24 protein-coding genes are annotated in these 25,234 nt (G+C 63.6%); 20 read left to right on the forward strand and 4 right to left on the reverse strand.

Annotated features, from left to right (window positions below; genetic code table 11):
• The 17 genes from rpmF to trmD all read left to right on the forward strand — a co-directional run bounded on the left by rpmF (position 1) and on the right by trmD (position 18,044).
• Complete coding sequence (gene rpmF / locus P0M12_RS24170; RefSeq protein ID WP_007729318.1) at positions 1–183, forward strand: 50S ribosomal protein L32; 183 nt, start codon at positions 1–3, stop codon at positions 181–183.
• 19 nt (positions 184–202) lie between these two features.
• Positions 203–976 (forward strand): ribonuclease III, encoded by a 774-nt coding sequence (rnc, locus tag P0M12_RS24175; RefSeq protein WP_003942759.1) that lies wholly within the window; start codon positions 203–205, stop codon positions 974–976.
• Between the two features lie 8 nt (positions 977–984).
• Positions 985–1,854 carry a bifunctional DNA-formamidopyrimidine glycosylase/DNA-(apurinic or apyrimidinic site) lyase gene (gene mutM, locus P0M12_RS24180; protein ID WP_277376944.1) on the forward strand — a complete coding sequence of 290 codons (870 nt, stop codon included), beginning with the start codon at positions 985–987 and terminating at the stop codon, positions 1,852–1,854.
• A 42-nt stretch (positions 1,855–1,896) separates the two neighbouring features.
• On the forward strand, positions 1,897–2,349 hold the full coding sequence (locus P0M12_RS24185) for an OsmC family protein (RefSeq protein WP_003942740.1): 453 nt from the start codon (positions 1,897–1,899) through the stop codon (positions 2,347–2,349).
• A complete protein-coding gene (locus P0M12_RS24190) occupies positions 2,349–3,272 on the forward strand; it encodes an SMP-30/gluconolactonase/LRE family protein (RefSeq protein ID WP_030535426.1) in 924 nt (307 codons plus the stop codon). The genes P0M12_RS24185 and P0M12_RS24190 overlap by 1 nt, the downstream gene beginning before the upstream one ends.
• A 5-nt stretch (positions 3,273–3,277) precedes the next feature.
• A complete protein-coding gene (locus tag P0M12_RS24195; RefSeq protein ID WP_007729313.1) occupies positions 3,278–3,562 on the forward strand; it encodes an acylphosphatase in 285 nt (94 codons plus the stop codon).
• 26 nt (positions 3,563–3,588) lie between these two features.
• Positions 3,589–7,176: a chromosome segregation protein SMC gene (smc, locus tag P0M12_RS24200; RefSeq protein ID WP_030535427.1), complete on the forward strand. Its 3,588-nt coding sequence runs from the start codon at positions 3,589–3,591 to the stop codon at positions 7,174–7,176.
• A gap of 42 nt (positions 7,177–7,218) precedes the next feature.
• A complete protein-coding gene (gene ftsY / locus P0M12_RS24205) occupies positions 7,219–8,646 on the forward strand; it encodes a signal recognition particle-docking protein FtsY (protein ID WP_030535428.1) in 1,428 nt (475 codons plus the stop codon).
• Positions 8,647–8,893: 247 nt separating this feature from the next.
• The gene (locus tag P0M12_RS24210; RefSeq protein ID WP_051720804.1) at positions 8,894–10,153 is read left to right on the forward strand and encodes an ammonium transporter; all 1,260 of its coding nucleotides are present in this window, start codon (positions 8,894–8,896) and stop codon (positions 10,151–10,153) included.
• Positions 10,154–10,209: 56 nt separating this feature from the next.
• Positions 10,210–10,548 carry a P-II family nitrogen regulator gene (locus tag P0M12_RS24215; RefSeq protein ID WP_003942772.1) on the forward strand — a complete coding sequence of 113 codons (339 nt, stop codon included), beginning with the start codon at positions 10,210–10,212 and terminating at the stop codon, positions 10,546–10,548.
• The gene (locus P0M12_RS24220) at positions 10,538–13,045 is read left to right on the forward strand and encodes a [protein-PII] uridylyltransferase (protein ID WP_003942689.1); all 2,508 of its coding nucleotides are present in this window, start codon (positions 10,538–10,540) and stop codon (positions 13,043–13,045) included. Before P0M12_RS24215 ends, P0M12_RS24220 begins: the two co-directional genes overlap by 11 nt.
• 115 nt (positions 13,046–13,160) lie before the next feature.
• The gene (gene ffh / locus P0M12_RS24225; protein WP_003942713.1) at positions 13,161–14,738 is read left to right on the forward strand and encodes a signal recognition particle protein; all 1,578 of its coding nucleotides are present in this window, start codon (positions 13,161–13,163) and stop codon (positions 14,736–14,738) included.
• A 3-nt stretch (positions 14,739–14,741) separates the two neighbouring features.
• On the forward strand, positions 14,742–15,824 hold the full coding sequence (locus tag P0M12_RS24230; RefSeq protein ID WP_030535431.1) for an amidohydrolase family protein: 1,083 nt from the start codon (positions 14,742–14,744) through the stop codon (positions 15,822–15,824).
• A 209-nt stretch (positions 15,825–16,033) separates the two neighbouring features.
• The gene (rpsP, locus tag P0M12_RS24235) at positions 16,034–16,504 is read left to right on the forward strand and encodes a 30S ribosomal protein S16 (RefSeq protein WP_003942818.1); all 471 of its coding nucleotides are present in this window, start codon (positions 16,034–16,036) and stop codon (positions 16,502–16,504) included.
• Positions 16,501–16,743: an RNA-binding protein gene (locus tag P0M12_RS24240; RefSeq protein WP_003939023.1), complete on the forward strand. Its 243-nt coding sequence runs from the start codon at positions 16,501–16,503 to the stop codon at positions 16,741–16,743. The genes rpsP and P0M12_RS24240 overlap by 4 nt, the downstream gene beginning before the upstream one ends.
• A 14-nt stretch (positions 16,744–16,757) precedes the next feature.
• Positions 16,758–17,330, forward strand: coding sequence for a ribosome maturation factor RimM (gene rimM, locus P0M12_RS24245; protein ID WP_030535432.1), 573 nt, complete (start codon positions 16,758–16,760; stop codon positions 17,328–17,330).
• A gap of 9 nt (positions 17,331–17,339) precedes the next feature.
• Positions 17,340–18,044 carry a tRNA (guanosine(37)-N1)-methyltransferase TrmD gene (gene trmD / locus P0M12_RS24250; RefSeq protein WP_003942745.1) on the forward strand — a complete coding sequence of 235 codons (705 nt, stop codon included), beginning with the start codon at positions 17,340–17,342 and terminating at the stop codon, positions 18,042–18,044.
• Here trmD and P0M12_RS24255 read toward each other — a convergent pair.
• Positions 18,041–18,616 (reverse strand): dihydrofolate reductase family protein, encoded by a 576-nt coding sequence (locus P0M12_RS24255; protein ID WP_030535433.1) that lies wholly within the window; start codon positions 18,614–18,616, stop codon positions 18,041–18,043. The two genes, trmD and P0M12_RS24255, sit on opposite strands and share 4 nt — an antisense overlap.
• 68 nt (positions 18,617–18,684) lie before the next feature.
• Between P0M12_RS24255 and P0M12_RS24260 the strand changes: the two genes are divergently transcribed.
• Positions 18,685–19,263: a TetR/AcrR family transcriptional regulator gene (locus P0M12_RS24260; RefSeq protein WP_003942695.1), complete on the forward strand. Its 579-nt coding sequence runs from the start codon at positions 18,685–18,687 to the stop codon at positions 19,261–19,263.
• A gap of 4 nt (positions 19,264–19,267) precedes the next feature.
• Here P0M12_RS24260 and P0M12_RS24265 read toward each other — a convergent pair whose 3' ends face one another.
• Together P0M12_RS24265 and P0M12_RS24270 are read right to left on the reverse strand one after the other, a co-directional pair.
• Positions 19,268–19,714, reverse strand: coding sequence for a GtrA family protein (locus P0M12_RS24265; protein WP_030535434.1), 447 nt, complete (start codon positions 19,712–19,714; stop codon positions 19,268–19,270).
• Entirely contained in the window at positions 19,711–21,909 is a 2,199-nt protein-coding gene (locus tag P0M12_RS24270; RefSeq protein ID WP_064444658.1) for a hypothetical protein, read from the reverse strand. Before P0M12_RS24270 ends, P0M12_RS24265 begins: the two co-directional genes overlap by 4 nt.
• Positions 21,910–22,081: 172 nt before the next feature.
• Between P0M12_RS24270 and P0M12_RS24275 the strand changes: the two genes are divergently transcribed.
• Together P0M12_RS24275 and rffA are read left to right on the forward strand one after the other, a co-directional pair.
• A complete protein-coding gene (locus tag P0M12_RS24275; RefSeq protein WP_003942691.1) occupies positions 22,082–23,068 on the forward strand; it encodes a glycosyltransferase in 987 nt (328 codons plus the stop codon).
• The gene (gene rffA / locus P0M12_RS24280; protein WP_003942806.1) at positions 23,058–24,200 is read left to right on the forward strand and encodes a dTDP-4-amino-4,6-dideoxygalactose transaminase; all 1,143 of its coding nucleotides are present in this window, start codon (positions 23,058–23,060) and stop codon (positions 24,198–24,200) included. The genes P0M12_RS24275 and rffA overlap by 11 nt, the downstream gene beginning before the upstream one ends.
• A gap of 27 nt (positions 24,201–24,227) precedes the next feature.
• Here rffA and P0M12_RS24285 read toward each other — a convergent pair whose 3' ends face one another.
• Positions 24,228–25,214, reverse strand: coding sequence for a serine hydrolase (locus P0M12_RS24285; protein WP_007729299.1), 987 nt, complete (start codon positions 25,212–25,214; stop codon positions 24,228–24,230).
• Positions 25,215–25,234: the final 20 nt, after the last annotated feature.

A 25,234-nucleotide genomic window follows, 5' to 3' on the forward strand; every position in this document is an offset into this window, starting at 1 on the left:
GTGGCTGTCCCCAAGCGCAAAATGTCGCGATCCAACACGCGGTCGCGTCGTAGCCAGTGGAAGACCACTGTGCCCACCCTCGTTACCTGCCCCAACCGTGGCTGTGGCGAGCAGACCCTTCCCCACATCGCATGCCCGTCATGCGGTACTTACAAGGGCCGCCAGGTAACCGCTGCTGTCTAGTTCTCCCCGGAGAAAGACTATGACGAGCGAAAATACAGTTTCAGCCGCCGGCGGCGAGGGCAATCACGACAAGCTCCTCGCCGCTGTCGGCGTAGATATAGAGCCCGGTCTTCTGACCCTGGCTCTCACGCACCGCTCGTACGCGTACGAGAACGGCGGACTGCCCACGAACGAGCGCCTCGAGTTCCTCGGGGATTCCGTTCTCGGCGTCACGGTGACCGAAAATCTCTACCTGTCCCACCCGGACAAATCCGAAGGTGATCTGGCGAAGATCCGTGCCAGCGTGGTCAACATGCATGCACTCGCCGAGGTTGCCAGGACTCTGGGTGAAGGTGGACTCGGAGCACACCTGCTGCTGGGTAAGGGCGAGGAAATGACGGGCGGCCGTGACAAGCCGTCCATTCTCGCCGACGGTATGGAGTCGATTCTCGGCGCCATCCACCTGCAGCACGGCATCGAGACTGCGCGACGCGTCGTCCTCGATCTGTTCGACGATCTCCTCACTCGCGCACCGCTTCTGGGCGCGGGTCTGGATTGGAAGACGAGTCTGCAGGAACTGACCGCAGAACACGGTGCCGGAGTTCCCGTTTACGAGATCACCGCCACCGGACCCGATCACGACAAGGAATTCACGGCCACCGTTCTCATCAGTGGCAAACCCTTGGGTGTCGGTGTCGGTCGTTCCAAGAAGGAAGCCGAGCAGAAGGCAGCAAGTTCGGCATGGAAGACGATGTCGGAGAATGCCGCTGCTACCGCAGTCGCTGCTGACGACACGCCTGATCTTGCCGGCTGAGTTCACTCTTGCCTGAGCTTCCCGAAGTCGAAGTCGTTCGCCGCGGCCTACAGTCTCATGCTGTAGGTGCGGCGATCGAGGCCGTCGAGGTACTCCATCCCCGCGCGATCAGGCGCCACATTCTCGGTTCCGAGGACTTGATCGGCCAACTCACCGGGCAGACCATCGCTTCGGCAGAGCGTCGCGGCAAGTACCTGTGGCTGGTTCTCGAGCCTGCCGGTGTCGGACTGGTGGTTCATCTCGGGATGAGCGGGCAGATGCTGGTCCAACCCCCGACAGTCGACTGGGAAAAGCACCTACGCATTCGGTTGGCCCTCGATTCCGGGGCCGATCTTCGATTCGTCGATCAGCGGACCTTCGGTGGCTGGTCGATTTCACCCCTCGTCGAGGTCGACGGAACGATGCTGCCCGAGTCGGTGGCGCACATCGCTCGCGATCCCATGGATGCGGCGTTCGATCTCGAATCCGTCGTGAAAGTCCTGCGGGGCAAGCACACCGAGATCAAGCGCGCGATTCTCGACCAGACGGTGGTCTCCGGAATCGGAAACATCTACGCCGACGAATCATTGTGGCGCGCCAAGATTCACGGCAACCGAATCGCCGAAACGCTTACCAGGCCCAAACTTCGAGAACTGTTGACCGCGGCACACTCGGTGATGGGTGAAGCGCTCGATCAGGGCGGTACGTCCTTCGACGCGCTGTACGTGAACGTCAACGGGGAATCGGGCTACTTCGACCGGTCGCTGTCGGCGTACGGGCAGGAAAATCTCCCGTGCCCGCGATGCGGCGCGCCGATCAAGCGTGAGAAGTTCATGAATCGATCGTCGTTCAGTTGCCCGCGGTGCCAGCCGACCCCGTGGGCCCGGCGAATCGCCTAGGTCTCCCGCCCCTTCGGTTCGGCGGAATGGCAAGATTGCGTCATGGCTGAACAGACTCCCGACACCACTGCAACCGCCCCGGCTCACACGGAGCTTTGGGTCGAACGAACCGGAACCCGCCTCTACACCGGCAAGAGTTCGCGCGGCGCAGAGGTTCTCATCGGCTCCGAATCGGTGCCAGGAGTCTTCACGCCCGGCGAACTCCTCAAAATTGCACTGGCCGCATGCACCGGGATGAGCTCCGACTTCCCGATCTCGCGCCGGCTCGGTGACAACTACGACGCGACGGTCCGAGTGTCCGGAGCCGCCGATCGTGAAAACGAGGTCTACCCGCAGCTCGACGAGGTCCTCGAGCTCGATCTCAGCGAGTTGGATGCCGAGGCACAGCAGCGCCTCATCACTCTCGTCGAGCGTTCCGTGGACAAGGTATGCACGGTCGGGCGCACGCTCAAGGCCGGAACCAAGGTCACTCTGTCGTTCGACACGGAAGCCTGATGTTCCGCGCCGGCAGCGTTGTCGCTGCGATCGCACTGGGTTCCGTTGTGGCGCTGAATGCTCCAGCGCAGGCCTCGGTCCCGGCCGACGGCTCGGCCGGTAGTTGCGGCACATGGACGTCGAGCGTCGTGACGACTGGTGCCGGAATGCTCGAGAACCTCGAATTCGACGGCAACGGATCGATGGTGTTGTCGCAGTCGGCTCTGATCGGGCCGGGTGCACTGCTGAAAGTGGCGCCGGACGGAACACGGACAACTTTGGTCGGTGACGTCACCGGACCTGGCGGTCTGGTCGCGCGTGAGGGATCCGTGTACTTCACCACGGGCAACTCGACTGTCTCGGGACTGTTCGGAATCGCCGACGGCAGCCTCCGCAAGGTCGACGTCGCAGACGGGTCGGTGACAACGATCGCCGACGGTCTGGTGATGCCGAACGGGCTTGTGCAGCTGGACGATAACCGTTTCCTCACTGCCCGCACACTCACCAGGCCGGGGCTCACGGTCGTCAACAGTGACGGAAGCAGTTCGATCGTTCGTGAAGACCTCGGCACCGTCGACGGCCTCGCACGCTCCGGTTCGACGATCTACGTGAGCACGACCTTCGACATGGTCACCGCCGTCCACATCCTCGACGCAAACGATCTGGGCGGGCCGGTGCGAACGATCACGCTCCCCGGGTTCGGTCCGGCAAACATGGCGGACGATCTGACCGTCGGACCGGACGGCGCGTTGTACGTCGCATTCAATGCAGGCGGCAAAGTTGTTCGCGTCGATCCGGATTCGGGATCTTCGTGTGAGATCGCCTCGGGTCTGCCGTTCACATCTGCGGTCAAGTTCGGCGCCGGACCGGGCTGGGATCCCAACGCGCTCTACACCACCGGATTCCTGGGTGACGTTCACCGTCTCGAACGTGTGGCGGGCTGAGCGTCATGGCTGAAGCAGCGCCTGTGCGGTTGACGGCGTGGGTTCACGGATACGTTCAAGGCGTCGGGTTCCGGTGGTGGACCAGGGCCCGCGCTCTCGAACTCGGATTGATCGGATATGCGTCCAATCAGCGTGACGGTCGAGTGCTCGTCGTGGCGGAAGGCCAACGCACGCAGCTCGAGCGATTGGTGGAGCTGCTGCGCTCCGGCACTACCCCGGGCACGGTGGATCTCGTGGTCGACAGCTGGGACACCGCCAGGGGCGACCTGACAGGGTTCGTCGAACGCTGACCGGTTTGGCGGTAAAGTTTCCCCCCATGCACCTCAAGAGTCTGACACTCAAGGGATTCAAATCCTTTGCGTCGGCAACGACTCTTCGGTTCGAGCCGGGAATTACCTGTGTGGTCGGCCCGAACGGCTCGGGTAAATCCAACGTCGTCGATGCGTTGACCTGGGTGATGGGCGAGCAGGGCGCCAAGGCCCTGCGCGGCGGCAAGATGGAAGATGTCATCTTTGCCGGCACCTCCGGCCGCGCGCCGCTGGGCCGCGCCGAGGTGACCTTGACCATCGACAACGCCGACGGGGCGCTCCCGATCGAGTACTCCGAGGTGTCGATCACGCGCCGCATGTTCCGCGACGGCGCGGGGGAGTACGAGATCAACGGCTCGTCCTGCCGTCTGATGGACGTCCAGGAACTGCTCAGCGACTCCGGCATCGGCCGCGAAATGCATGTCATCGTCGGGCAGGGACGGCTCGCCGCGATCCTCGAATCCCGTCCCGAAGATCGACGCGCCTTCATCGAAGAAGCCGCGGGAGTCCTCAAACATCGCCGCCGCAAGGAAAAAGCGGTGCGCAAACTCGATTCCATGCAGGCCAATCTCGCTCGCCTCAGTGACCTCACCGCGGAACTGCGTCGGCAACTCAAACCGCTGGGACGCCAAGCCGAGGTTGCTCGGCGAGCACAGACGGTCCAGGCTGACCTGCGTGATGCAAAGATGCGTCTGGCCGCTGACGATCTGGTGACCCGTCGAAACCAGTTGAACGACCAGGCACAGGACGAGAAAGCGGCCCGTGAACAGCACAACCAGGTGGCGGCTGCGCTCGACGAGGCCAACCTCGAACTCGGGCGCCAGGAGCAAGCTCTCGCTCGTCTGACTCCGGGATCGGAAGCCGCTGCGCAGAGTTGGTTCCAGCTTTCCGCGCTTGCCGAACGCGTGAACGCCACTGTGCGCATCGCCCGCGAGCGTGCGCGTCATCTCGACTCCGAACCCGTCGGCAACCGCGGCCAGGACCCGGACGAGATGGAGGCGCGCGCCGAACGTCTTGCTGCCGAGGAGGCCGAACTCCTCGAAGGCGTCGAAATCGCGCGAGCGGCCTCGGAAGCTGCTCGGGACCAGCTCGCAGCCACCGAAGATGCTGCAGCAGAAGCGGAACGGGCGCACATGGCGGAAGTTCGTGCCGTCGCCGACCGCCGTGAAGGTCTTGCTCGACTCTCCGGTCAGGTCGACACTCTGCGTACCCGCGTCGAATCCGTCGACGCGGAAGTGTCTCGGCTGACCGAGGCGATCGACGAGGCTCGTCTGCGTGGCGATGCCGCACAGGCCGAGTTCGACACGGTGCAAGAAAGCATCGGGGACCTCGACGCCGGTGAAGTCGGCCTCGATACCAATCACGAACGCGCCATCGAGGCTCTCGAGATGATCGACGCGCGCGTCGAAGAGCTTCGTGAGGAAGAAAAAACGAGCGGGCAACGCATCGCTTCGCTCCGGGCGCGCATCGAGGCACTGTCGATGGGTTTGCAGCGCAAGGACGGTGGCGGCTGGCTGCTCGAACACCGCGGCGACGACGGCATCACCTCGCTGGTCGGATTGATTCACGTCGAACCCGGCTACGAGGCCGCGATCGCTGCCGCGATGGGGCCGGCGGCGGACGCCGTCGTGGCGCAGTCGCTGGACTCTGCTCGTTCCGCTGTCACAGCACTGGCCGATCAGGACGGTGGACGTGCATCACTGATCGTGAGCGGTGAACCGGCGATCAAGCGCGAGGCCGAGATCGCGCCGGGTAGTCGTCCGGCCGTCGACGTCATCGACTGCCCTGACGAGTTGCGTGCCGGATTGACCGCCATCCTCGATGGCGTCGTCCTGGTCGAGACTCTCGATGACGCGATTCGAGTTGTTGCTGACCACAAGGGAATTCGCGCAGTGACGCGTTCCGGCGATCTGCACGGTTCGGGGTGGATGATCGGTGGCTCGGATCGGCAACCGAGCACGCTCGAGGTGCAGGCGGCGATCGACGCGTCAGCAGCGGAACTGGCGGCAACGGAGAGCCGATCCGAGGAACTCGACGCGGCGCTGTCCGGCGCTCTGGCCGAACAGGCCGCTCGACGCGAGACCGCGGAGCAAACTTTGGCCGCGCTCAACGAGTCGGACGCTGCCATGTCCGCCATCTACGAGCAGTTGGGCAGATTGGGGCAGGCAGCACGAGTCGCCCACGCGGAATCCGAGCGGTTGACCGCCCAGCGAGTGCGTGCCGAGGAGGGCCGCGGTGAGTCGCTGACAAAGCTCGCGGATCTGGAGGAACGTCTGCGCGTCGCCGAAACCGACGGCAGTGCACCGGGACACGGTGCGGAATCGACCGCTGCCGATCGCGAAATGGCCGCAGCAGCGCTCGCCGAAGTGCGCATCGTCGAAATGGATGCTCGCCTTGCCGTGCGCACCGCCGAAGAGCGTGCGGAATCCGTACGCGGAAAGGCTGATTCGCTTCGCCGCGCCGCGGCCGCCGAACGAGAAGCGCGGATCCGCGCCGAACGGGCTCTGCGCGCCAGGGCGCACGCTGCGGAGGTCGCAGCTGCCGTGGCCGAATCGGGACAGCGTGTGGCGGCCGAACTCGAGACCGTCGTCGCCGCGGCTCTTGCTCACCGTGACGAGTTGGCTCGGGCCCGCACCGAGTGCACGGCCAAGCTGGATCAGGTCCGCGAGACAGTCCGAGCACTGACCGGACAACTCGCTTCGCTCACCGACGCCGTCCACCGCGACGAGGTAGCGAAGGCACAGGCAGCGCTGCGCATCGAACAACTCGAGGAGTCGATCCTCGATCAGTACGGTATCGGCCTCGACGATCTGATCGCCGAGTACGGGCCCGAGGTCGAACTGCCGCCGACCGCTCTCGAAATCGAGGAGTACGAGCAGGCCAAGGAGCGTGGGGAGCAGGTCACCGCCCCCGCTCCGCTTCCGTACGACCGCGCGACTCAGGAACGGCGCGCCAAGCGGGCCGAGAAGGACCTCGCCACCCTCGGCAAGGTCAATCCGCTGGCGCTCGAGGAATTCGCAGCTCTCGAGGAGCGGTACACCTTCCTCTCCACTCAGCTCGAGGACGTCAAGACCGCACGCAAGGACCTTCTTGCTGTGGTCGCAGACGTCGACGCACGAATTCTGCAGGTGTTCACCGAGGCCTATGCCGACGTCGAGCGTGAGTTCGTGGGAGTGTTCGAGAAATTGTTTCCCGGGGGAGAAGGGCGGCTGGTCCTCACCGATCCCTCGGACATGCTCACCACCGGCATCGAAGTCGAGGCGCGTCCGCCCGGTAAGAAGGTCAAACGGTTGTCGTTGCTGTCGGGCGGCGAGAAGTCGTTGACCGCGGTGGCCATGCTGGTCGCGATCTTCCGGGCACGCCCGTCCCCGTTCTACGTGATGGACGAAGTCGAGGCGGCGTTGGACGACACCAACCTGCGGCGGCTGATCGGACTCTTCGAACAATTGCGGGAGAAGTCGCAGTTGATCGTGATCACTCACCAGAAACCGACGATGGAAATCGCCGATGCGTTGTACGGCGTCAGCATGCGCGGCGACGGCATCACCACCGTGATTTCGCAGCGACTTCGCGGTCAAGACATGGCCTCGACGTAAGCCCTGCTCACTTTCCGGGTCGGAGCCTGAAACAATGGGCCGGTGACTACCCAGGCTTGGATCATCATCGCGGCTGTAGCGGCCGTACTACTCGTCGTTCTCGTTGCCGGATTCCTGCGCTACCGCAAGGGGCAGGTATCGCTGAAGGCGCCCGAGACGAAGCCGGAGCTCGGCGCCCCCGAGAAGGACAAGTCAGGCGGCTACAAGGCCGGTGGCGGGTTCAACTTCAGTCAGGGGTCGACGGCAACGGCGCCACCTCCGGTGGTTCCGACGCCGCCGGTCGCCGAGATGCCGCCCGTCGTCGAAGAACCTGTCGTCGAAAAACCGATCGTCGAAGAACCGGTTGCGGAGAAGCCGGCCGTTGTCGAGGAGCCGGTTGTCGAAGAACCCGCTGTTGTCGAGGAACCGGTTGTCGAAGAGCCGGTAATCGAAAAGCCGGTCGTAGAAGAACCAGCGGTAGCAGAACCTGTTGTCGAAGAACCTGTCGTTCCCGAACCTGTCGTCGTTCCCGCGCCAGTCGAGCCTGCACCGCGCGTGCTGGACGAGATCGACCCGACCGAGGGTCGGTTGGACCGACTGCGCGGGCGCCTTTCCCGCTCGCAGTCAGCAGTCGGCAAGAGCTTGCTGGGTCTGCTCGGTGGCGGCGATCTGGACGAGGACTCGTGGGAAGAAGTCGAGGACACCCTCCTCATCGCAGACCTCGGCTCCGCGACCACGGAAAAAGTCGTCACGAAGCTTCGTGAGCAGATGGCGGCCCGCAGCGTCCGGACCGAGGCTGCCGCCCGCGCCCTTCTGCGCGAGGTGTTGATCGCCGAACTGCGTCCCGAACTGGACCGCTCCATCCGCGCATTGCCGCACGATGATCACCCGGCTGTTCTGCTCGTCGTCGGCGTCAACGGGACCGGCAAGACAACGACCACCGGCAAGCTGGCTCGCGTGCTCGTCGCCGACGGTCGTCGCGTCGTGCTCGGTGCCGCGGACACGTTCCGCGCCGCCGCCGCCGATCAGCTCCAGACGTGGGCCGAGCGTGTCGGCGCTGAAGTTGTTCGTGGCAAGGAGGGTGGCGATCCCGCTGCGATTGCCTTCGACGCGGTCTCACGGGGCATCGCGGACGGCGTCGACGTGGTCCTGATCGACACCGCCGGCCGTCTGCACACCAAGACCGGTCTGATGGACGAGCTCGGCAAGGTCAAGCGGGTTATCGAGAAGAAGGCCTCGGTCGACGACGTTCTGCTGGTTCTCGATGCGACGGTCGGCCAGAACGGACTGGCGCAGGCTCGAGTGTTCGCGGAGGTCGTGGACATCACCGGCGTCGTACTGACCAAGCTGGACGGAACCGCCAAGGGCGGAATCGTCTTCCAGGTTCAGCATGAACTGGGTGTGCCGGTGAAGTTGGTCGGTCTCGGTGAAGGTGCCGACGACCTGGCGCCCTTCGAGCCGGGTGCGTTCGTCGACGCCCTCCTGGGCTGACGCCCCCGTGCGCCTTTTTGGTAGTTCGAACTACCAAAAAGGCGCACAGGGACGGTAGAACTCCCTGGCGAAACCTGTTTGCAACAAAGTTGGGCAATTGGTTCACGTCTGCGAAACGCGACAGCGCCATGGACGAAACACCAGCCCAGCACTCTTCTCCTTAACGACGTGCTGCCCGGCACGTGCGACTAGGAGGTAGTAAGTGAGTACCGACGATTTGTTGGCGAACTCCGGTAACGCCGCATGGATGCTGATGGCTGCATCTCTGGTCTTGCTGATGACACCCGGCCTCGCTTTCTTCTACGGCGGGATGTCTCGGTCCAAGTCCGTCCTGAACATGATGATGATGTCCTTCGGGGCCATGGCCGTCATCGGCGTCATCTACGTTCTGTGGGGATGGTCGATGTCCTACGGCACCGAGAACATCGGGGGCATTTTTGCCAACCCGTTCGAGTTCTTCGGCCTCAAGAACAGCATCACCGATGCTGACGGCAACTTCATCGCCGGCGCCTGGGGCTACCCCAACGTCATCGACATCGCGTTCCAGGTGACATTCGCGATCATCACCACCGCCCTCATCAGTGGTGCCCTGGCCGAGCGGGTCAAGTTCGGCACCTGGCTCCTGTTCTCGGGTATCTGGGTCACCGTCGTCTACTTCCCGCTCGCACACATGGTGTGGGGCGGCGGACTCCTCTCGGGCTCCGAGGACGGCATCGCGGCAAAGCTCTTCGGCACCACGGTCAACGACGACGGAGTCACCGTCGCCAACGTCGCTCCGATCGACTTCGCCGGTGGCACAGTCGTTCACATCAACGCGGGTATGGCCGGTCTGGTCCTCGCACTCATCGTCGGCAAGCGTCTCGGCTTCGGCAAGACCGCCTTCCGTCCGCACAACCTGCCCTTCGTGATGCTCGGCGCCGCACTCCTCTGGTTCGGTTGGTTCGGCTTCAACGCCGGCTCGGCATTCGCCGCCGACGGTAACGCCGGTCTCGCCTGGGTCAACACGACCACCGCGACGTGTGCCGCAGTCCTGGCCTGGCTCGCTACCGAGCGTATTCGTGACGGCCACGCCACCAGCCTCGGCGCAGCGTCCGGTGCGGTCGCCGGTCTGGTCGCCATCACCCCTGCTGCCGGTGCGCTCAACCCGGTCGGTTCCATCTTCCTCGGCGCAATAGCCGGCATCCTGTCCGCTCTCGCAGTCGGCCTGAAGTTCCGCTTCGGCTTCGACGACTCGCTCGACGTCGTCGGTGTTCACCTTGTCTCCGGCCTGTGGGGCACGATCGGTATCGGATTCTTCGGCACCGCAACCGGCCTCTTCTACGGCGGCGACTACAAGCAACTGGTGGTTCAGATCGTGATCGCACTCGCAGCCCTCGTCTTCACCGGCGTTCTGACGACGATCATCGGCTTCGCGCTCAAGCCCCTGGGCTGGCGAATCTCGGCCGAGGACGAGGCACGCGGCATCGATGAGACCGAACACGCAGAGACCGCATACGACCTCGCGTGATCAGCACGTGATTAAAGTGAATTCAGGCACTTCAGAGTTTGGAAAGGGATGAGCACATGAAGCTGATCACAGCAATCGTCAAGCCGTTCACGCTCGAGGACGTCAAGACCGGACTCGAGCAGGCCGGAGTGCTGGGTATGACAGTCAGCGAAGTTCAGGGCTACGGCCGACAGAAGGGCCACACCGAGGTGTACCGAGGTGCGGAGTATTCCGTGGACTTCGTACCCAAGGTCCGGGTCGAGGTCGTCGTCGACGACGCGGCCGTGGACAAGGTGGTCGAGGTGATCGTCGAGGCCGCTCGAACCGGCAAGATCGGTGACGGCAAGGTGTGGGTCTCGCCAGTCGAGTCGGTCATCCGGGTTCGCACCGGGGAACGCGGTGGCGATGCACTCTGACCCGAAAGGGTCCGAGAACTTCGGCCCTGGTTCCGTCGCGAAAGCGACGGGGCCAGGGCCGGTCTCGTCAGGGGGATCCGACGAAGCTGCGGACCTGGCCCGCGCACGCAAGGCCCTACTCACCGGAGGCGTCAAGAACAGGAGGCTCGACGCCCCCGCGCTGCGACATGCACTGGTCGATCTGCACGAATTCTGGTTGACCACCAAGGGGACCGAACTGGGCATCAAACCGGATTGTGGGTTTGCCATCGTCGCCGTGGGTGGTCTCGGCCGACGCGAACTGTTGCCGTATTCCGATCTCGATCTGATTCTGCTGCACGACGACATGGACCCAGCAGTCGTGGCCCAGGTTGCGGACAGCCTGTGGTACCCGTTGTGGGACGCGCACATCAAACTCGACCACAGCGTGCGGACGCTTCCGCAGGCGCTTCAGGTTGCGGCCACCGACATGACGGCAGCACTCGGAATGCTCGAAGCACGCCACATTGCGGGCGACGTGGAGCTGAGCAACTTGTTGATCAGTGGTGTGCGACGACAGTGGCGCATGGACATCCGCAGCCGATTCGACGAATTGATCACCCAGACCCGTACGAGGTGGGAGCGCAGCGGCGAGATCGCCCATCGCGCCGAACCGGATCTCAAGAGCGGTCGTGGCGGGCTGCGAGACGTCCAACTGCTCAACGCCCTGTCCATCGCGCAATTGACCGACGGGATGCCGGGGCTGGGACCCAACTCGCCCGGCGGCGGTCTGGCACTTGCGCACAGGCGGTTGCTCGACGTGCGCACCGAACTTCACCGCGTTGCCGGTCGCGCCCGCGACCAACTGCGAGCACAGGACGCCGACGAGATCGGTGCGGCGCTACGGATCGGTGATCGATTCGATCTGGCCCGCCTTCTCAGCGAATCGGCGCGCACCATCAGCTATTCGGTCGACGTCGGTATCCGTACCGCCGGAAACTCCTTGCCCCGGCGTGGTTTGTCGCGGCTGCGTCGCGCGCCGGTGCGGCGGCCACTGGACGAGGGCGTCGTCGAGCATGCCGGCGAAGTTGTTCTGGCGCGCGATGCGAGACCGAAGAAGGATCCCGGTCTGGTGATGCGGGTCGCGGCAGCGGCGGCCACCAACGGCATGCCGATCTCCGCGTCGACGCTCAATCGCTTGGCAGACAATGCCCCCGAATTGCGTGAGCCGTGGCCGAAAAATGCAGTCAACGATCTCTTGGTCGTGCTGGGTTCGGGATCGCGTGCGGTTCCGGTGATCGAGGCGATGGACCGGACCGGGCTCTGGGGTCGACTCCTGCCGGAGTGGGGGACCATTCGCGATCTTCCGCCGCGCGACGCCGTCCACACGTGGACGGTGGATCGGCACCTGGTCGAAACCGCCGCGTATGCAAGCGGATTCACCACTCGCGTCGCTCGGCCGGATCTGCTCATGCTCGGTGCGTTGATCCACGACATCGGGAAGGGGCGAGGGGGAGACCACAGCGTCGTCGGTGCCGAATTGGCCACCGCGATCGGAAATCGCTTGGGACTCTGGCCTTCCGACGTCGCGACGTTGACGGCGATGGTGCGCTACCACTTGCTGTTGCCGGAAACCGCCACCCGTCGCGACCTCGACGATCCGGCAACGGTGCAGCGAGTGGTCGACGCACTCGAGGGAGACGGGACCCTTCTCGATCTCCTGCATTCGTTGGCGGAAGCGGATTCGCTGGCCACCGGGCCTGGTGTCTGGGGCGACTGGAAGTCGTCGTTGATCGGCGAGCTGGTGCGTCGTTGTCGTTTGCTGATGGCAGGGGAGGAGCTCCCGCAACCCGATCCACTCGCTCCCGAGCAATTGGCCATCGCCGAGGAGGGCGGGGTTCACGTCTCGCTCGTTCCGGCCGAGAATGCGCACACCTACGTCGTGACCGTCATCGCGCCCGACGCTCCCGGGCTGCTGTCTCGGGCTGCCGGAGTTCTGGCGCTGCAGTCGTTGCGGGTGCATTCCGCATCGCTGGGGTCGCATGCAGGTTCGGCGGTCAACTCGTTTGTCGTGACGCCGAGGTTCGGCACACCCCCGCAGGCGGTGCTGCTCCGGCAGGAATTGATCCGGGCTTCGGCCGGTGAACTGAATTTGCTCGAACTTCTCGACGCGAAGGACGAGGAGGCACGGGCAGAGCAGTGGGACGACCCGATCCAGACCAACAAGGATTCCGCGGTTCCGGTGCTCTATGCGCAGGCGCCACCGCGGGTCATCTGGTTCGACGCGCCCGGTGACGGTCAGGCGATCCTCGAATTGCGTACCGAGGACCGCGTCGGCCTGCTCTGCCGACTGGCCGCAGCACTCGAACACAGTGGAGCCGACATCCGGTGGGCGAAGGTCGCCACCTTGGGTTCCTCGGTGGTCGACGCGTTCTGCCTCGACTTCGGTGAGGCCGATACCCGCGCGGCGCGAGAGCGCGTCGAGGAGGCGGTGCTGGCGGTGGTTCCGGTGCCACAACCCAAGAAGAAAGAGGATTGACGGACCGGTTTCGGCAGTTACGCCCGCATCGGCTGGGATCGGTGCGGGCGTAGCGGCTAGGCTGGTGCCCGAGAATATCCACGGCTAACTCGCACGACCTTCAGGAGCGCACTCGGTGTTCGAATCCCTTTCCGACAGATTGACCGGATCTCTCAAGGATCTGCGTGGCAAGGGTCGTCTGTCCGGCGCCGACATCGACGCTACGGCCCGCGAGATCCGCCTTGCCCTGCTCGAGGCCGACGTAGCGCTTCCCGTAGTGCGTAGCTTCATCGCCAAGATCAAGGAACGTGCCAAGGGCGCCGAGGTCTCGGGTGCACTGAACCCGGCTCAGCAGGTCGTCAAGATCGTCAACGAAGAACTGGTCGAGGTTCTCGGCGGCGAAACTCGTCGACTGCAGTTCGCCAAGACTCCGCCGACGGTCATCATGTTGGCCGGTCTGCAGGGTTCCGGTAAGACCACGCTGGCCGGAAAGTTGGCCAAGTGGCTCAAGGATCAGGGGCACACGCCCCTCCTCGTCGCCTGTGACCTTCAGCGTCCCGGCGCCGTCACTCAGCTTCAGATCGTCGGTGAGCGTGCAGGCGCCGCAGTCTTCGCGCCGCACCCCGGCACCTCCATCGGCGGCGGCGAGAACGCACTGGGCGTTTCCGCAGCCGACCCCGTCGAGGTCGCCCGCGCCGGCGTCGAAGAAGCACGCAACAAGCATTACGACGTCGTGATCGTCGACACCGCCGGTCGCCTCGGTATCGACTCGGAGCTGATGGCGCAGGCCGCCGGTATCCGTGACGCCGTCAACCCGGACGAGACCATCTTCGTCCTCGACGCCATGATCGGTCAGGACGCGGTCAGCACGGCCGACGCTTTCCGTGAGGGAGTCGGCATCACCGGTGTCGTCCTCACCAAGCTCGACGGCGACGCCCGCGGTGGTGCCGCGCTGAGCGTCCGCGAGGTCACCGGCCAGCCGATCCTCTTCGCCTCCACCGGCGAGAAGCTCGAAGACTTCGACGTCTTCCATCCCGATCGCATGGCCAGCCGGATCCTCGGCATGGGCGACGTCCTGAGCCTCATCGAGCAGGCCGAGCAGGTTTTCGACGCCGATCAGGCCGAAGCCACCGCAGCGAAGATCGGTTCCGGTCAGCTCACCCTCGAAGACTTCCTCGATCAGATGATGGCCGTCCGCAAGATGGGCCCGATCGGCAACCTCCTCGGTATGCTGCCGGGTGCCGGCGGCATGAAGGACGCGCTTGCCAACGTCGACGAGAAGCAACTCGATCGCATTCAGGCCATCATCCGCGGTATGACGCCGGCCGAGCGCGACGATCCGAAGATCATCAACGCCTCACGCAGACTGCGCATCGCGAACGGTTCGGGCGTCAAGGTTTCCGACGTCAACCAGTTGGTGGACCGTTTCTTCGAAGCCCGCAAGATGATGGCTGCCATGGCCGGCCGTATGGGTATGCCCGGCGCGCGTAAGCAGGTTCGCAGCAAGAAGGGCAAGAAGGGCAAGAAGGGCGGCAAGGGCCCGACGCAGCCCAAGATGCGCGGAGGATTCCCCGGCATGGGCGGATTCCCGGGTATGCCCGGCGGAATGCCGGCTGGCATGCCCGACCTGTCGAACATGCCCAAGGGTCTCGATCAATTGCCGCCCGGACTGGAAGGCATCGATCTCTCTCAGCTCAAGCTGCCCAAGAAGTAGTCGGTGGCTGCGCTTCATCTGCGGGGTATCGGTCTGCCCGATGCCGAGCCGATCGAATTGTGGATCGTCGACGGGCTGATTTCCTTCGAGCCGGTGTCCGGTGCGGAGACGATCGTCGAATCGGGTTGGATCACACCGGGTCTCGTGGATGCGCACTGTCACGTCGGTATCCGCTACGGCGGTGGCGGGGGCGAAACCGTCGACGGCTTGCTGGGGCAGGCGAAGACCGAACGTGACGCGGGCGTGCTGTTGCTTCGTGACGCCGGATCGCCGGTCGACACCAGGTTCATCGACGAGCGCCTCGATCTGCCGCGGATCATTCGCGCAGGTCAGCACATCGCCGCACCGAAGCGGTACATCCCGGGCCTGCCGGTCGACCTGGACGACGAATCTCAGTTGCCGGCCGAGGTGGTGCGTCAGGCACGCGCCGGTGACGGTTGGGTCAAGCTCGTCGGGGACTGGATCGATCGTTCCATCGGTGACCTCGCCCCGTTGTGGAGCGACGAGACTCTGGTCGAGGCCATCGCTGCCGCCCATGCCGAAGGCGCAAGGGTCACCGCTCACGTCTTTGCCGAGGATGCTCTGCCCGGCCTGATCAATGCCGGCATCGACTGCATCGAGCACGGCACCGGATTGACGGACGCGACCATCGAGTTGATGGTCGCTCACGGCACGGCCTTGGTTCCGACGCTGATCAACATCGCAACTTTCCCCGAGATCGCGGACTCCGCCACGCGGTATCCGATCTACGCGGCGCACATGCGGGATCTGCACGCTCGTCGACATCGGACGATCGGTGCCGCTCACGAGGCCGGGATTCCGATCTATGCCGGAACGGATGCCGGCGGATCGATCAGGCACGGGCGGATCGCCGACGAGATCGCCGAACTCGAAGTTGCCGGTTTGACGGCGCATCAGGCGCTGGGCGCAGCCTGCTGGGACGCACGGAGTTGGTTGGGTGCGCAGGGGATCGCAGAAGGAGCGCCCGCCGACCTGGTGGTTTACTCTGAAGATCCGCGCGGAAACCCCGATGTGCTCGCGAAGCCGATGCGTGTGATCCTCCGCGGAACCCCCGTGAGTGGTTAGGGAGTCCCCGCACTCTCGAAGCGCGCACAGGGTGGTTTCCGAACGAGCCCACCCATCTGGCACAATGGACCATTGTTCGTCGCAACCGGTTACGTACCGCTGCGACGGTCACAGGATAGAGGCAAAACCGGGCTCACAAATCGTGTGGGTCGCTGAATTGCACGTGACATGCGCAGCACTGTTGTGCGCGCTGAAGGAGAACTGCAGCTGTGGCTGTCAAAATCAAGCTCACCCGCCTCGGCAAGATCCGCAACGCTCAGTACCGCGTTGTCATCGCCGACTCGCGCACCCGTCGTGACGGCCGTGCGATCGAGACCATCGGCAAGTACCACCCCAAGGAAGAGCCCTCGCTGATCGACATCGATTCCGAGCGCGCTCAGTACTGGCTGTCCGTGGGCGCACAGCCCACCGAGCCCGTCGAGGCACTCCTCAAGATCACCGGTGACTGGCAGAAGTTCAAGGGCCTGCCGGGCACCGAAGGCACCCTGCGCGTCAAGGAAGCCAAGCCCACCAAGCTCGAGCTCTTCCAGGCTGCGCTCGCGCAGGCCGAGAACGAGCCGGTTGCAGAAGCAATCACCCCCAAGAAGAAGAAGGCTGCAAAGGCTGACGAGGCCAAGGCAGAAGACACCGCGGCTGACGCCGAGGCTCCCGCTGCAGACGCCGAGGCTGCTGACAAGTGAGTGCCGTCGTCGCTGATGCGGTAGAGCATCTCGTGCGCGGCATCGTCGCCAATCCCGACGATGTGCGCGTCGAGCTGATCACCGGACGTCGGGGACGGACCGTCGAGGTGCACGTGCACCCAGACGATCTCGGCAAGGTCATCGGTCGGGGTGGTCGCACTGCGACCGCTCTGCGGACCTTGGTCTCCGGCATCGGTGGCCGCGGTATCCGTGTTGATGTCGTCGACACCGATCAGTAGACGGCAGTAAACAGGTGGAACTCGTAGTCGGTCGTGTCGCGAAGTCGCATGGCATCAAAGGTGAATTGGTAGTCGAGGTTCGTACAGACGAGCCCGAAGATCGTTTTGCCGTAGGTTCCGTGCTGCGTGGGCGCAAGCCGCGCGAGTCCACACTGAAGTCGTACACAGTGGAAGCCGCCCGGGATCATTCCGGGCGGCTTCTGCTGCGCCTCGAAGGCGTCAGTGACCGTGGCGACGCAGATGCGTTGCGCGGCACACTGTTCGTCATCGACAGTTCCGAACTCGAGCCTTCGGATGATCCGGACGAGTTCTACGATCACGAACTCGAAGGACTGAAGGTCGTCCTCACGGACGGTGCCGAGGTCGGTTCGGTCATCGAGGTATTGCATTCCGCCGCAGGCGAATTGCTTTCGATTCGCCGTACCGGTGAGGCATCCGGCGAATTGCTGATCCCGTTTGTCGCCGCCATCGTCACCTCGGTGTCGATCGCCGACGGTGTCGTGGTGATCGAGCCTCCCGAGGGACTGCTCGACCCGGACTTCGGCGACAAGTCGAACAGCGACAAATCGAACTCAGACAACGACTGATCGTTTGTTATGCGTCTCGACGTCGTCACCATCTTTCCCGAGTATCTCGAACCGCTTCGTGCTGCCTTGCTGGGCAAGGCAATCGAACGTGGCTTGATCTCGGTCGACGTCCACGATCTTCGGTCGTGGACCCATGACGTGCACAAAGCCGTCGACGATTCTCCGTATGGCGGCGGACCCGGCATGGTCATGAAACCCACCGTCTGGGGCCCGGCACTGGACGACGTGATCGGGCGCTCCGATTCTTCCGGCCCCGATGATGCCGAGACCATTCTGGTGGTGCCCACTCCCGCCGGCGTTCCGTTCACCCAGGAGACCGCGCACCGCTGGTCCAACGCCAAGCACCTTGTGTTTGCCTGCGGCCGATACGAAGGTATCGATCAACGGGTTTTCGACGACGCCGCCAAGCGGGTCAGAGTCGAAGAAGTCAGCATCGGCGATTACGTCCTGATCGGCGGCGAAGCAGCCGTGCTGGTGATGGTCGAGGCTGTCGTGCGACTGATGCCCGGCGTTCTCGGCAATCAGCTTTCACACCAAGAGGATTCGTTTTCCGACGGCCTTCTCGAAGGGCCTAGCTACACTCGCCCGGCTGTGTGGCGCGACCTCGAAGTTCCGCCGGTGCTTCTCTCCGGTGATCACGCGAAGATCAAAGCGTGGCGCCATGAGCAGTCGCTGCAGCGCACGGCCGAGCGTCGACCGGATCTTCTTCCTTAGGTATTTCGCTTCAACCAGGTGATGCTTGCGCCGTCGTCGAGCGATTCGGTTGCAGTCGGTGTGAACAGTGTCGGCTCGAAGTTACCTCTGATCATCGGTATGCCTGCGCCGGCGACTACCGGATACCTCTTGATGATCAACTCGTCGATCTCCGGTAGTAGTTCGCCGGCGAGAGTTCCGCCGCCACACAGCCAGATATCTTGTCCTTCTTCCTCTTTGAGAGATCTGACTACCCCAAGCGGATCGGCGCGAACGATGGTGACGGGGGGATCCTCGGCGTCAGGGATGGTTGTGGAGACGACGAACTGACGCAGGTGCGCGAAGGGGCTTCTCACTCCGGCGGCCAGCCCGGGCTCGTAGGAGCCGCGGCCCATGACGACCGTGTCGAAGGTCTTGTTGGGTGCGTCCTCGATTCCGAGAGCGGGCCGCACATGCGTTGGCACGGTTTCAGGATATCGATCGCATATCCAGGCCGTGATCTGTTCGGAGACCGGGAGGAAATCGAATTCGCCACCAGGCCCCGCGATGTATCCGTCGAGGGAAGCTCCCACGTAGTACACAAGCTTTCGCATAAGGCGCTCCCTTCGTAGTACTATGTTTGTAGTGGTTTAATTTAGGGTTGTGTCAGGAGTGATGTCAAGTGCGAAAGAACCCGGAACGCCGGCTTGCCCTGATCGACGCGGCAATCGAGGTGTTGGCCCGAGAGGGTGCTCGAGGCTTGACGTTTCGAGCCGTCGACGCCCAGGCAGCAGTGCCGAACGGGACAGCGTCGAACTACTTCTCCAATCGCGACGACCTGCTCACTCAAGCGGGTGGCCGGATCTACGAGCGACTGATTCCGGAGGACCTCGAAGGGATGATCGATCCCGTCAACGGCACCGATCGTGAGCGCCTGGTGACGCTCATGCTCGACGTGGTCGAGCGCGTCACCTCGTTCGGAACGGGTTTCCTCGCGCTCATGGAGTTGCGACTGGAGGCGACGCGTCGACCGGACCTGCGTGCGGTACTGACCGTCCGCATCCGAGAAGACTTCGATCTGAACGTAGCCAATCATCTGGCGTCGGGCGTGCCGGGTGATGCGATGACCGTTCGCCTGCTCTATTTGTCGCTGAACTGGCTCGCACTGGATCGACTCACATTGCCGAACCTGTTCGGAGAGGAAGATATTCGGACGATCGTCGAGGCAGCGGTGGATCGAGCGCTACCCCGCGAATCGTAGAAGGTCAGTGCCGTTCGGCAGGTTTGCGGCGGAACGAGAAGTATCGATGACCGAAGAAGCTCACACCGGCAACGATCAACATGACAACCGCCTGGGCGGGAAGCGGCGGGGCATGCAGAATCGACACCGCGATTGTTCCGAGTATCAGATTCAGCACCAGGCCACCGGAATTGACGACGATGAACGCTCCCAGGTCGCGTGCCACATGTCCGCGGACGCGGAAAACGAGAGTCCGATGCAGAACGAAAGCGATGAGGACGCTGATGGAGTACGCGCCGATCACAGCCACTTGATACAGATCCTTGTTGTCGAGGATCAGTGTCCAGATCACGAAGAGCACGTATCCGATCGCCGTATTAGCCACTCCGACAATGGCAAATGCGATGGGTTGATGCTTGACCACCCGAAGCAGTGGGCCGGGATTCTCGGGTGATGCGATGTCTTCGGTCATGAAGACTCGGTTTTCACGGTGTTGATCCCGTCCTTGCGTCGGTTCCGCAGATACATCCACTCGAGCACGCCGAGTCCGAGGACTCCGGCGACCATCGAAGCGCCGCCGACCTTCCATCCCGGGGGACGCCACGTCAGGACAAGTTCCGCGTCTTTCGTACCGGCTGGAACGTCCACGGTGACAAAGGACTTCGCGACGACGTCGATCGGGACAGGCTGACCGTCGATGCTCGCCCGATATCCGGGCCAGCCGAGCCGTGCGAACACAACCTTGCCGCCGGTCTCCGAACTGACACGAAGGGTGCTCGACATGTTCGATTCCGCGATCGACGTAGCCTCGACGCCGTGGGCGTCGGCGATGCGTCCGTTGCGTGTCGAGACGGGGCCGTCGACGCGTTCGAGTACCGAGATGTAGTTCTCGTGTCCGGGGTAGTCGACCCATTTCCATCCGTCGGGAGCCGGGTTCTTGCGTGCATCGGGGTAGAGAGCGTTCTGAAGTACGACGCGGTCCACGTTCATCAGGTCGACGATGGTGCGGCCGGTGGTGGGTTCGACGGTGAATGCGCGTCGGAAGGCGTCGGGGCAGACACTCATGTCCCAGCGCATGCAGAGCAGATCACCGAAGTAGAAGTGCCCGTTGGGGGTGTAGCCGCTGGTGTAGGTCAGTTCGAGGTCTTTGGGGTAGTTGCCGAAAGCAAGGGAACCGTACGCTCCGTCGAGGGTCTTGTCCCCGGGGGCGATGAGCGCACGGTCGCCCAGTTGCAGTGTCGTGCCTTCGAAGTCGGGGAAGGCGTCTTTCATCTCCGAGCGGGATTCGGGCAGGTTCCAGCTCATCGGGGTTGGTTGCGCGGCCCGAACCTGGGCGTACGCGATGGGGGAGACCGCGACGATCGCTACGAGGCATGCGAAAGCAGTGCCCTTGGTACGGCCGAGCCAGACCATCGCGGCGCCGAGTGCGGCAACGAGCAGGGCCGAGATCACATGCCATTTCGCGAGCCCGGGAGCTGCCGAGGCTGACCGAATCAGAAGCAGGCCCACGAGGATTCCCGCTGCAACGCAGCGCCCGCGCAACTTGTCGGTCGTGGCGTAACGCCCGAGCAGGATGCACACCAGAAGCAGGAGTCCGATGGCCACCATCGGAAGTACGCGCGCGGGCCACCGCAGTGGGCCGATCGTGCTCGGCCCGGCAGTCCACATGAGGACGGCGACCGTGAAGATCCCGACGGCGGTCAATTCGCGTGCCGCGGCGCGTGCCTTGCCCCAGTCGATGAATGCCAGGGCGGGTATGAGGAACCAGGCGATGTAGACCATGGGCATGGTCTGGATGTATCCCCACCACGAGGTGAACGCGGGCATCGTGCTCGGCAGGCTCGCGTTCAGCGATTCCGACCACGGGACGGCGAGGAATGCATCGTTCTTGACTTCGGATGCACCGCGCCAGGTGACGTCCGCGGTGAGCAGGCTCGGCAGATACGTCGCGAGACCGGCCAGAGCGGCACACGCGGACACCGCCAGAAGCCGCAGTGACGGCAGCCAACGCCGCTGATAGACAACTTCGCCGATTGCGACCGCGCCGATCATCAAGCCGGATTCGACTGCGGGGAAAACATATTGGACCGACATCGCGAGATACAAGAACACGAAGGTCGGGATCGGACCGCTCTTACCTCGGGCGTAGCGGATTGCCGACGCCCACGCCTGAACCATCCAGGCAGTGCCGGTGAAGGCAGTCATCCAACTGGCCGAGTCGAAGAACAGCAGGAAACCGGTGAACGGAATCGAGACGCCGGCGACGGCAGCCCACGTGGGCTTCGAGCCGTACTCGAGGCAGATCCGATAGACGCCGAGTGCAAGGATGATCGCGAAGATCAACTTCACGATCGTCGCGTACAACGCCAGGTTGTCGAAGGACGGTGCGATCAGGTCGATCAGGAGTTGCGGTGGATTGAGAAGGCCTGCTTCCTCGATCGCGTAGTTGCCCGCCATCCAGTTCTCGGGGACGAGCACCGGGAGGTGTCCTTCTCGCAGACTGCGGCCGAGCATGACCCACAGCGGCGCGTATTGGGACTCGGTGTCGTCGGTGTAGAAGTGACGAGCATTCGCGAGCACCACGGCCAGATAACCGGCGATGACACCGATCGCCGTGACGGCGCCCCACTTGTACACGTCTGCCCGGGCGAGAGTGCGAGTTTCCACCACGAGTTCCAGACCTTAACAGGGCAGGTGGGGCGTACGGAGACGCGAGCGCGTCACGCGCCGCCGGCATCCGAAGTCAAGACATCTCTGCGTGTTAAAGTTCGCGACGGTGTGGGCCCGATCGTGCCTGTCTCTCGGCGCCAGTCGAGCCCCCTGAAGGGAGTGGAAGCGAGTGCACTCGATTTCCGTCGTAGTGCCCGTTTATCAGGGCGAAAAGACGATCACGGCGCTCGTCGAGGAGTTGGACGGCCTGGGCACACCGAGTGCGACGCCCGGTGGTGCGCAGTTCTCCGTCGACGAGATCGTGCTGGTTCACGACAACGGCCCGGACCGCTCCGACGTCGTGTTACTCGAATTGGAGCGCCGTTTCGAGCAGGTGCGTGTCGTGTGGCTCAGCCGCAACTACGGCCAGGACGCGGCGACCATCGCCGGCATGGCCGCTGCAACTGGACAGTGGATCGTGACGATGGACGAGGACGGCCAGCACGACCCGGTGCACATCGGGGCTTTCCTCGACACCGCGCTGACGGAGCGATCCGATCTCGTGTATTCCAAACCCACGAACACACGCCCGCACGGATTCTTGCGGAACCTGACCTCGCGCGGCGCAAAGATCGTCTTGGCGACGGTATTCGCGTTCCCTGATTCGACGAGATTCGAAAGTTACCGCCTGATCCGCGGTGACATCGGCCGACAGTTGGCCGGCGTCGCGGCCAACGGCGTGTATCTGGACGTTGCGCTGACGTGGGTTGTCGGTAACACGGCCACGGCGCCGGTGACACTTCGAGCCGAAGGCCGCGAAGAATCCGGGTACAACTACCGCCGTTTGTTCTCGTTGTTCTGGAAGATGGTGTTGTGTAGCGGAACACGCGGTCTGCGGCTGGTCAGCCTGCTCGGAGTCACCCTGGCGTCGGCCGGCGTGATCATGGCCGCGGTGATCTTCATCGGGGCCATGACCGGCGACAACAATGATCCCGAAGGATGGGCGTCGATCATCATGGCGCTGCTGGTCTGTTCGGGTGCGATTCTGTTCTCGCTCGGGCTCATTGCCGAATATCTCGGTGTGGCACTGCACGTCCTTGTCGGAAAGCCGCTGTATCTGACTGTCGACTCCCCGCGGCCCGGAACCTCGATCGATCGGCGTAGTCGTGAGCACTGATCGCATCATCTTCTCCCGCCCCTATCGGGCATCGAACGAATTGTCGAATCTGGCAACGGTTCTGGAGTCCGACCACATTCACGGTGACGGACGTTTCACCAAGTCCGCGACTGCAGCGCTCAAGGCGATCACCGGATCCACGCATGCTCTGCTGACCACCTCGTGCACGCATGCACTCGAATTGGGTGCGCTGCTGCTCGAATTGGGCCCGGGCGACGAGGTAATAGTTCCGAGCTTCGCGTTCAGTTCGGCGGCGACCGCCGTCGCGTTGCGCGGGGCCACTGTTGTTTTCGTCGACATCGATCCGAGTACCGGCAACATCGACCCGGCGTGCGTCGCGGCGGCGATCACCGAACGCACCAAAGCTGTACTGGTCATGCATTACGGCGGAGTCGCCGCGGACATGGAACCTCTCCTCGACCTCGCGGAACTCCACGGCGTTGCGTTGATCGAAGACAACGCTCACGGACTCGGCGGAAAGTGGCGCGGGCGCTCGCTCGGCACCATCGGAACTATCGGAACGCAGAGTTTTCACGACACCAAGAACGTTCACTGCGGTGAGGGCGGCGCGCTGTTGCTCTCCGACGATCAGTTGATGACTCGCGCCGAAATCATCCGTGAGAAGGGGACCGACCGTGCGCGTTTCCTGCGCGGGCAGGTCGACAAGTATTCGTGGCAGGACATCGGGTCGAGTTATCTGCCCAGTGAACTCAATGCCGCCGTCCTCGACGCACAACTCTCCGAGTTCGACGCGATTCAGGCGGCCAGGCATCGCGTCTGGGATGCCTACAGCGTGAGTCTGGGCGAGTGGGCGGCCGCGAACGGTGTCGTGCCCATGGCGGTGCCCGATGATCGCGAGCACACTGCGCACCTGTTCTATCTCAAGATGCCGACCGAAGAGAGCCGTGACGGCTTGATTCGGCACCTTGCCGGTGACGGAATCGTGGCGCCGTTCCACTACGTTCCGCTCGATACGAGTGCGGCCGGTGTGCGCTACGGACGAACACCGCAGCCGTGCGTGCGTAGTGCCGAGTTCTCCGCGTCGATCCTTCGACTGCCGCTGTGGCCCATGCTCACGTTCGAACAACAGGACCGTGTCATCGGTTCGGTGCTCGAGTACAAGCAGGCTTGAGGACGAACACGACCGCGTTGGATCGAATCAGGGCCCGGAAGCTTCGGGCATCGCCGAATCCGCGGTCGTGGATGCCGCTGCCCAGTCGTCGATGCTTCCGCTCGGGAAGAGAATCTGCGTGACGCCGGTGACCGTGTCGCGAGCGTGCAATGCACTTTCGTCGTCGACGGCATCGGTGAACGAGGTGTCGGGATAGAAGCTGTCCTCGTCCGTGTACTGGACGTCTTCTCGCGAACCGATCGCGATGATGTATCGGTTGTCGTCACCGACGATGCCGGTGGACAGATGGATCCACTTGTCCTCGACACAGCACATCCAGCCCTGTTTGACTCCTATGACGGGCTCGCCGAACAAGGCCTCGGGCAGGCCGAATCTCTGGTCGTAACCGTCGGTTCCTTCGGGAGTGGATTGCCGCAGGTACTCGACGAACTGCTCGACCCGTTCAGGTCCGAGTTGATCGGAGTCGTCGAGGACACCGCTGTAGAAGGTGACCAGGTCACGTGTCGTGGTCTCGGTGTTCCACCACATTCCGTCCCAGGGCGGCGTCGTCGCGGTCAGTGCGTAACGCTCGGCGACGCGGGTGATCACCTCTTGGCCGCCGACCTCGTCCCACAGGAGGTTGGCTGCGGTGTCGTCGGAGGATTCGAGCATCGCCGCCATGAGGGTGCGATCGTCGTCCGTGATGGGTCGCTCACCGCGCGCATCCTGATGAAGTAGATCCTCGGCGATGAAAAGTTTTGCCACCGAGGCTGTTTCGATCTGCTGGTCACCGGCGACGTCGAGGTACTTGTCCGAGGAGCGGTCGAGGATGGCGATGGAGACGTCCGCACCACGCCCGAGCGCAGCCACCTGAGCCTGTCCCAGACGGCCGTCGAGGGTCTCGGCTACCGGAACATTGGTGTCGGGAAAGGCGGGGGTCTGCATCGGATCATCCGGGTTCTGCCCACCGCTGCACGAAGCCGCAAAAGTAACTGCGGCCACCATTGCGGCAATCCGGACGTACCGCGTACTCATTTGTTTCCCCCGGTAGCCCT

Source organism: Rhodococcus sp. RCBS9, assembly GCF_029457415.1.
Lineage (GTDB): Bacteria > Actinomycetota > Actinomycetes > Mycobacteriales > Mycobacteriaceae > Rhodococcus_F > Rhodococcus_F qingshengii.

Excerpts from the sequence above, each read along its gene's own strand:
- P0M12_RS24215 (WP_003942772.1), top strand. The coding sequence starts at position 10,210 with ATGAAGCTGATCACAGCAATCGTCAAGCCGTTCACGCTCGAGGACGTC.
- rnc (WP_003942759.1), top strand. The coding sequence starts at position 203 with ATGACGAGCGAAAATACAGTTTCAGCCGCCGGCGGCGAGGGCAATCAC.
- P0M12_RS24185 (WP_003942740.1), top strand. The coding sequence starts at position 1,897 with ATGGCTGAACAGACTCCCGACACCACTGCAACCGCCCCGGCTCACACG.
- P0M12_RS24255 (WP_030535433.1), bottom strand. The coding sequence starts at position 18,616 with ATGCGAAAGCTTGTGTACTACGTGGGAGCTTCCCTCGACGGATACATC.
- P0M12_RS24195 (WP_007729313.1), top strand. The coding sequence starts at position 3,278 with ATGGCTGAAGCAGCGCCTGTGCGGTTGACGGCGTGGGTTCACGGATAC.
- P0M12_RS24285 (WP_007729299.1), bottom strand. The coding sequence starts at position 25,214 with ATGAGTACGCGGTACGTCCGGATTGCCGCAATGGTGGCCGCAGTTACT.
- trmD (WP_003942745.1), top strand. The coding sequence starts at position 17,340 with ATGCGTCTCGACGTCGTCACCATCTTTCCCGAGTATCTCGAACCGCTT.
- P0M12_RS24265 (WP_030535434.1), bottom strand. The coding sequence starts at position 19,714 with ATGACCGAAGACATCGCATCACCCGAGAATCCCGGCCCACTGCTTCGG.
- P0M12_RS24210 (WP_051720804.1), top strand. The coding sequence starts at position 8,894 with ATGCTGATGGCTGCATCTCTGGTCTTGCTGATGACACCCGGCCTCGCT.
- P0M12_RS24220 (WP_003942689.1), top strand. The coding sequence starts at position 10,538 with ATGCACTCTGACCCGAAAGGGTCCGAGAACTTCGGCCCTGGTTCCGTC.
- smc (WP_030535427.1), top strand. The coding sequence starts at position 3,589 with ATGCACCTCAAGAGTCTGACACTCAAGGGATTCAAATCCTTTGCGTCG.
- P0M12_RS24190 (WP_030535426.1), top strand. The coding sequence starts at position 2,349 with ATGTTCCGCGCCGGCAGCGTTGTCGCTGCGATCGCACTGGGTTCCGTT.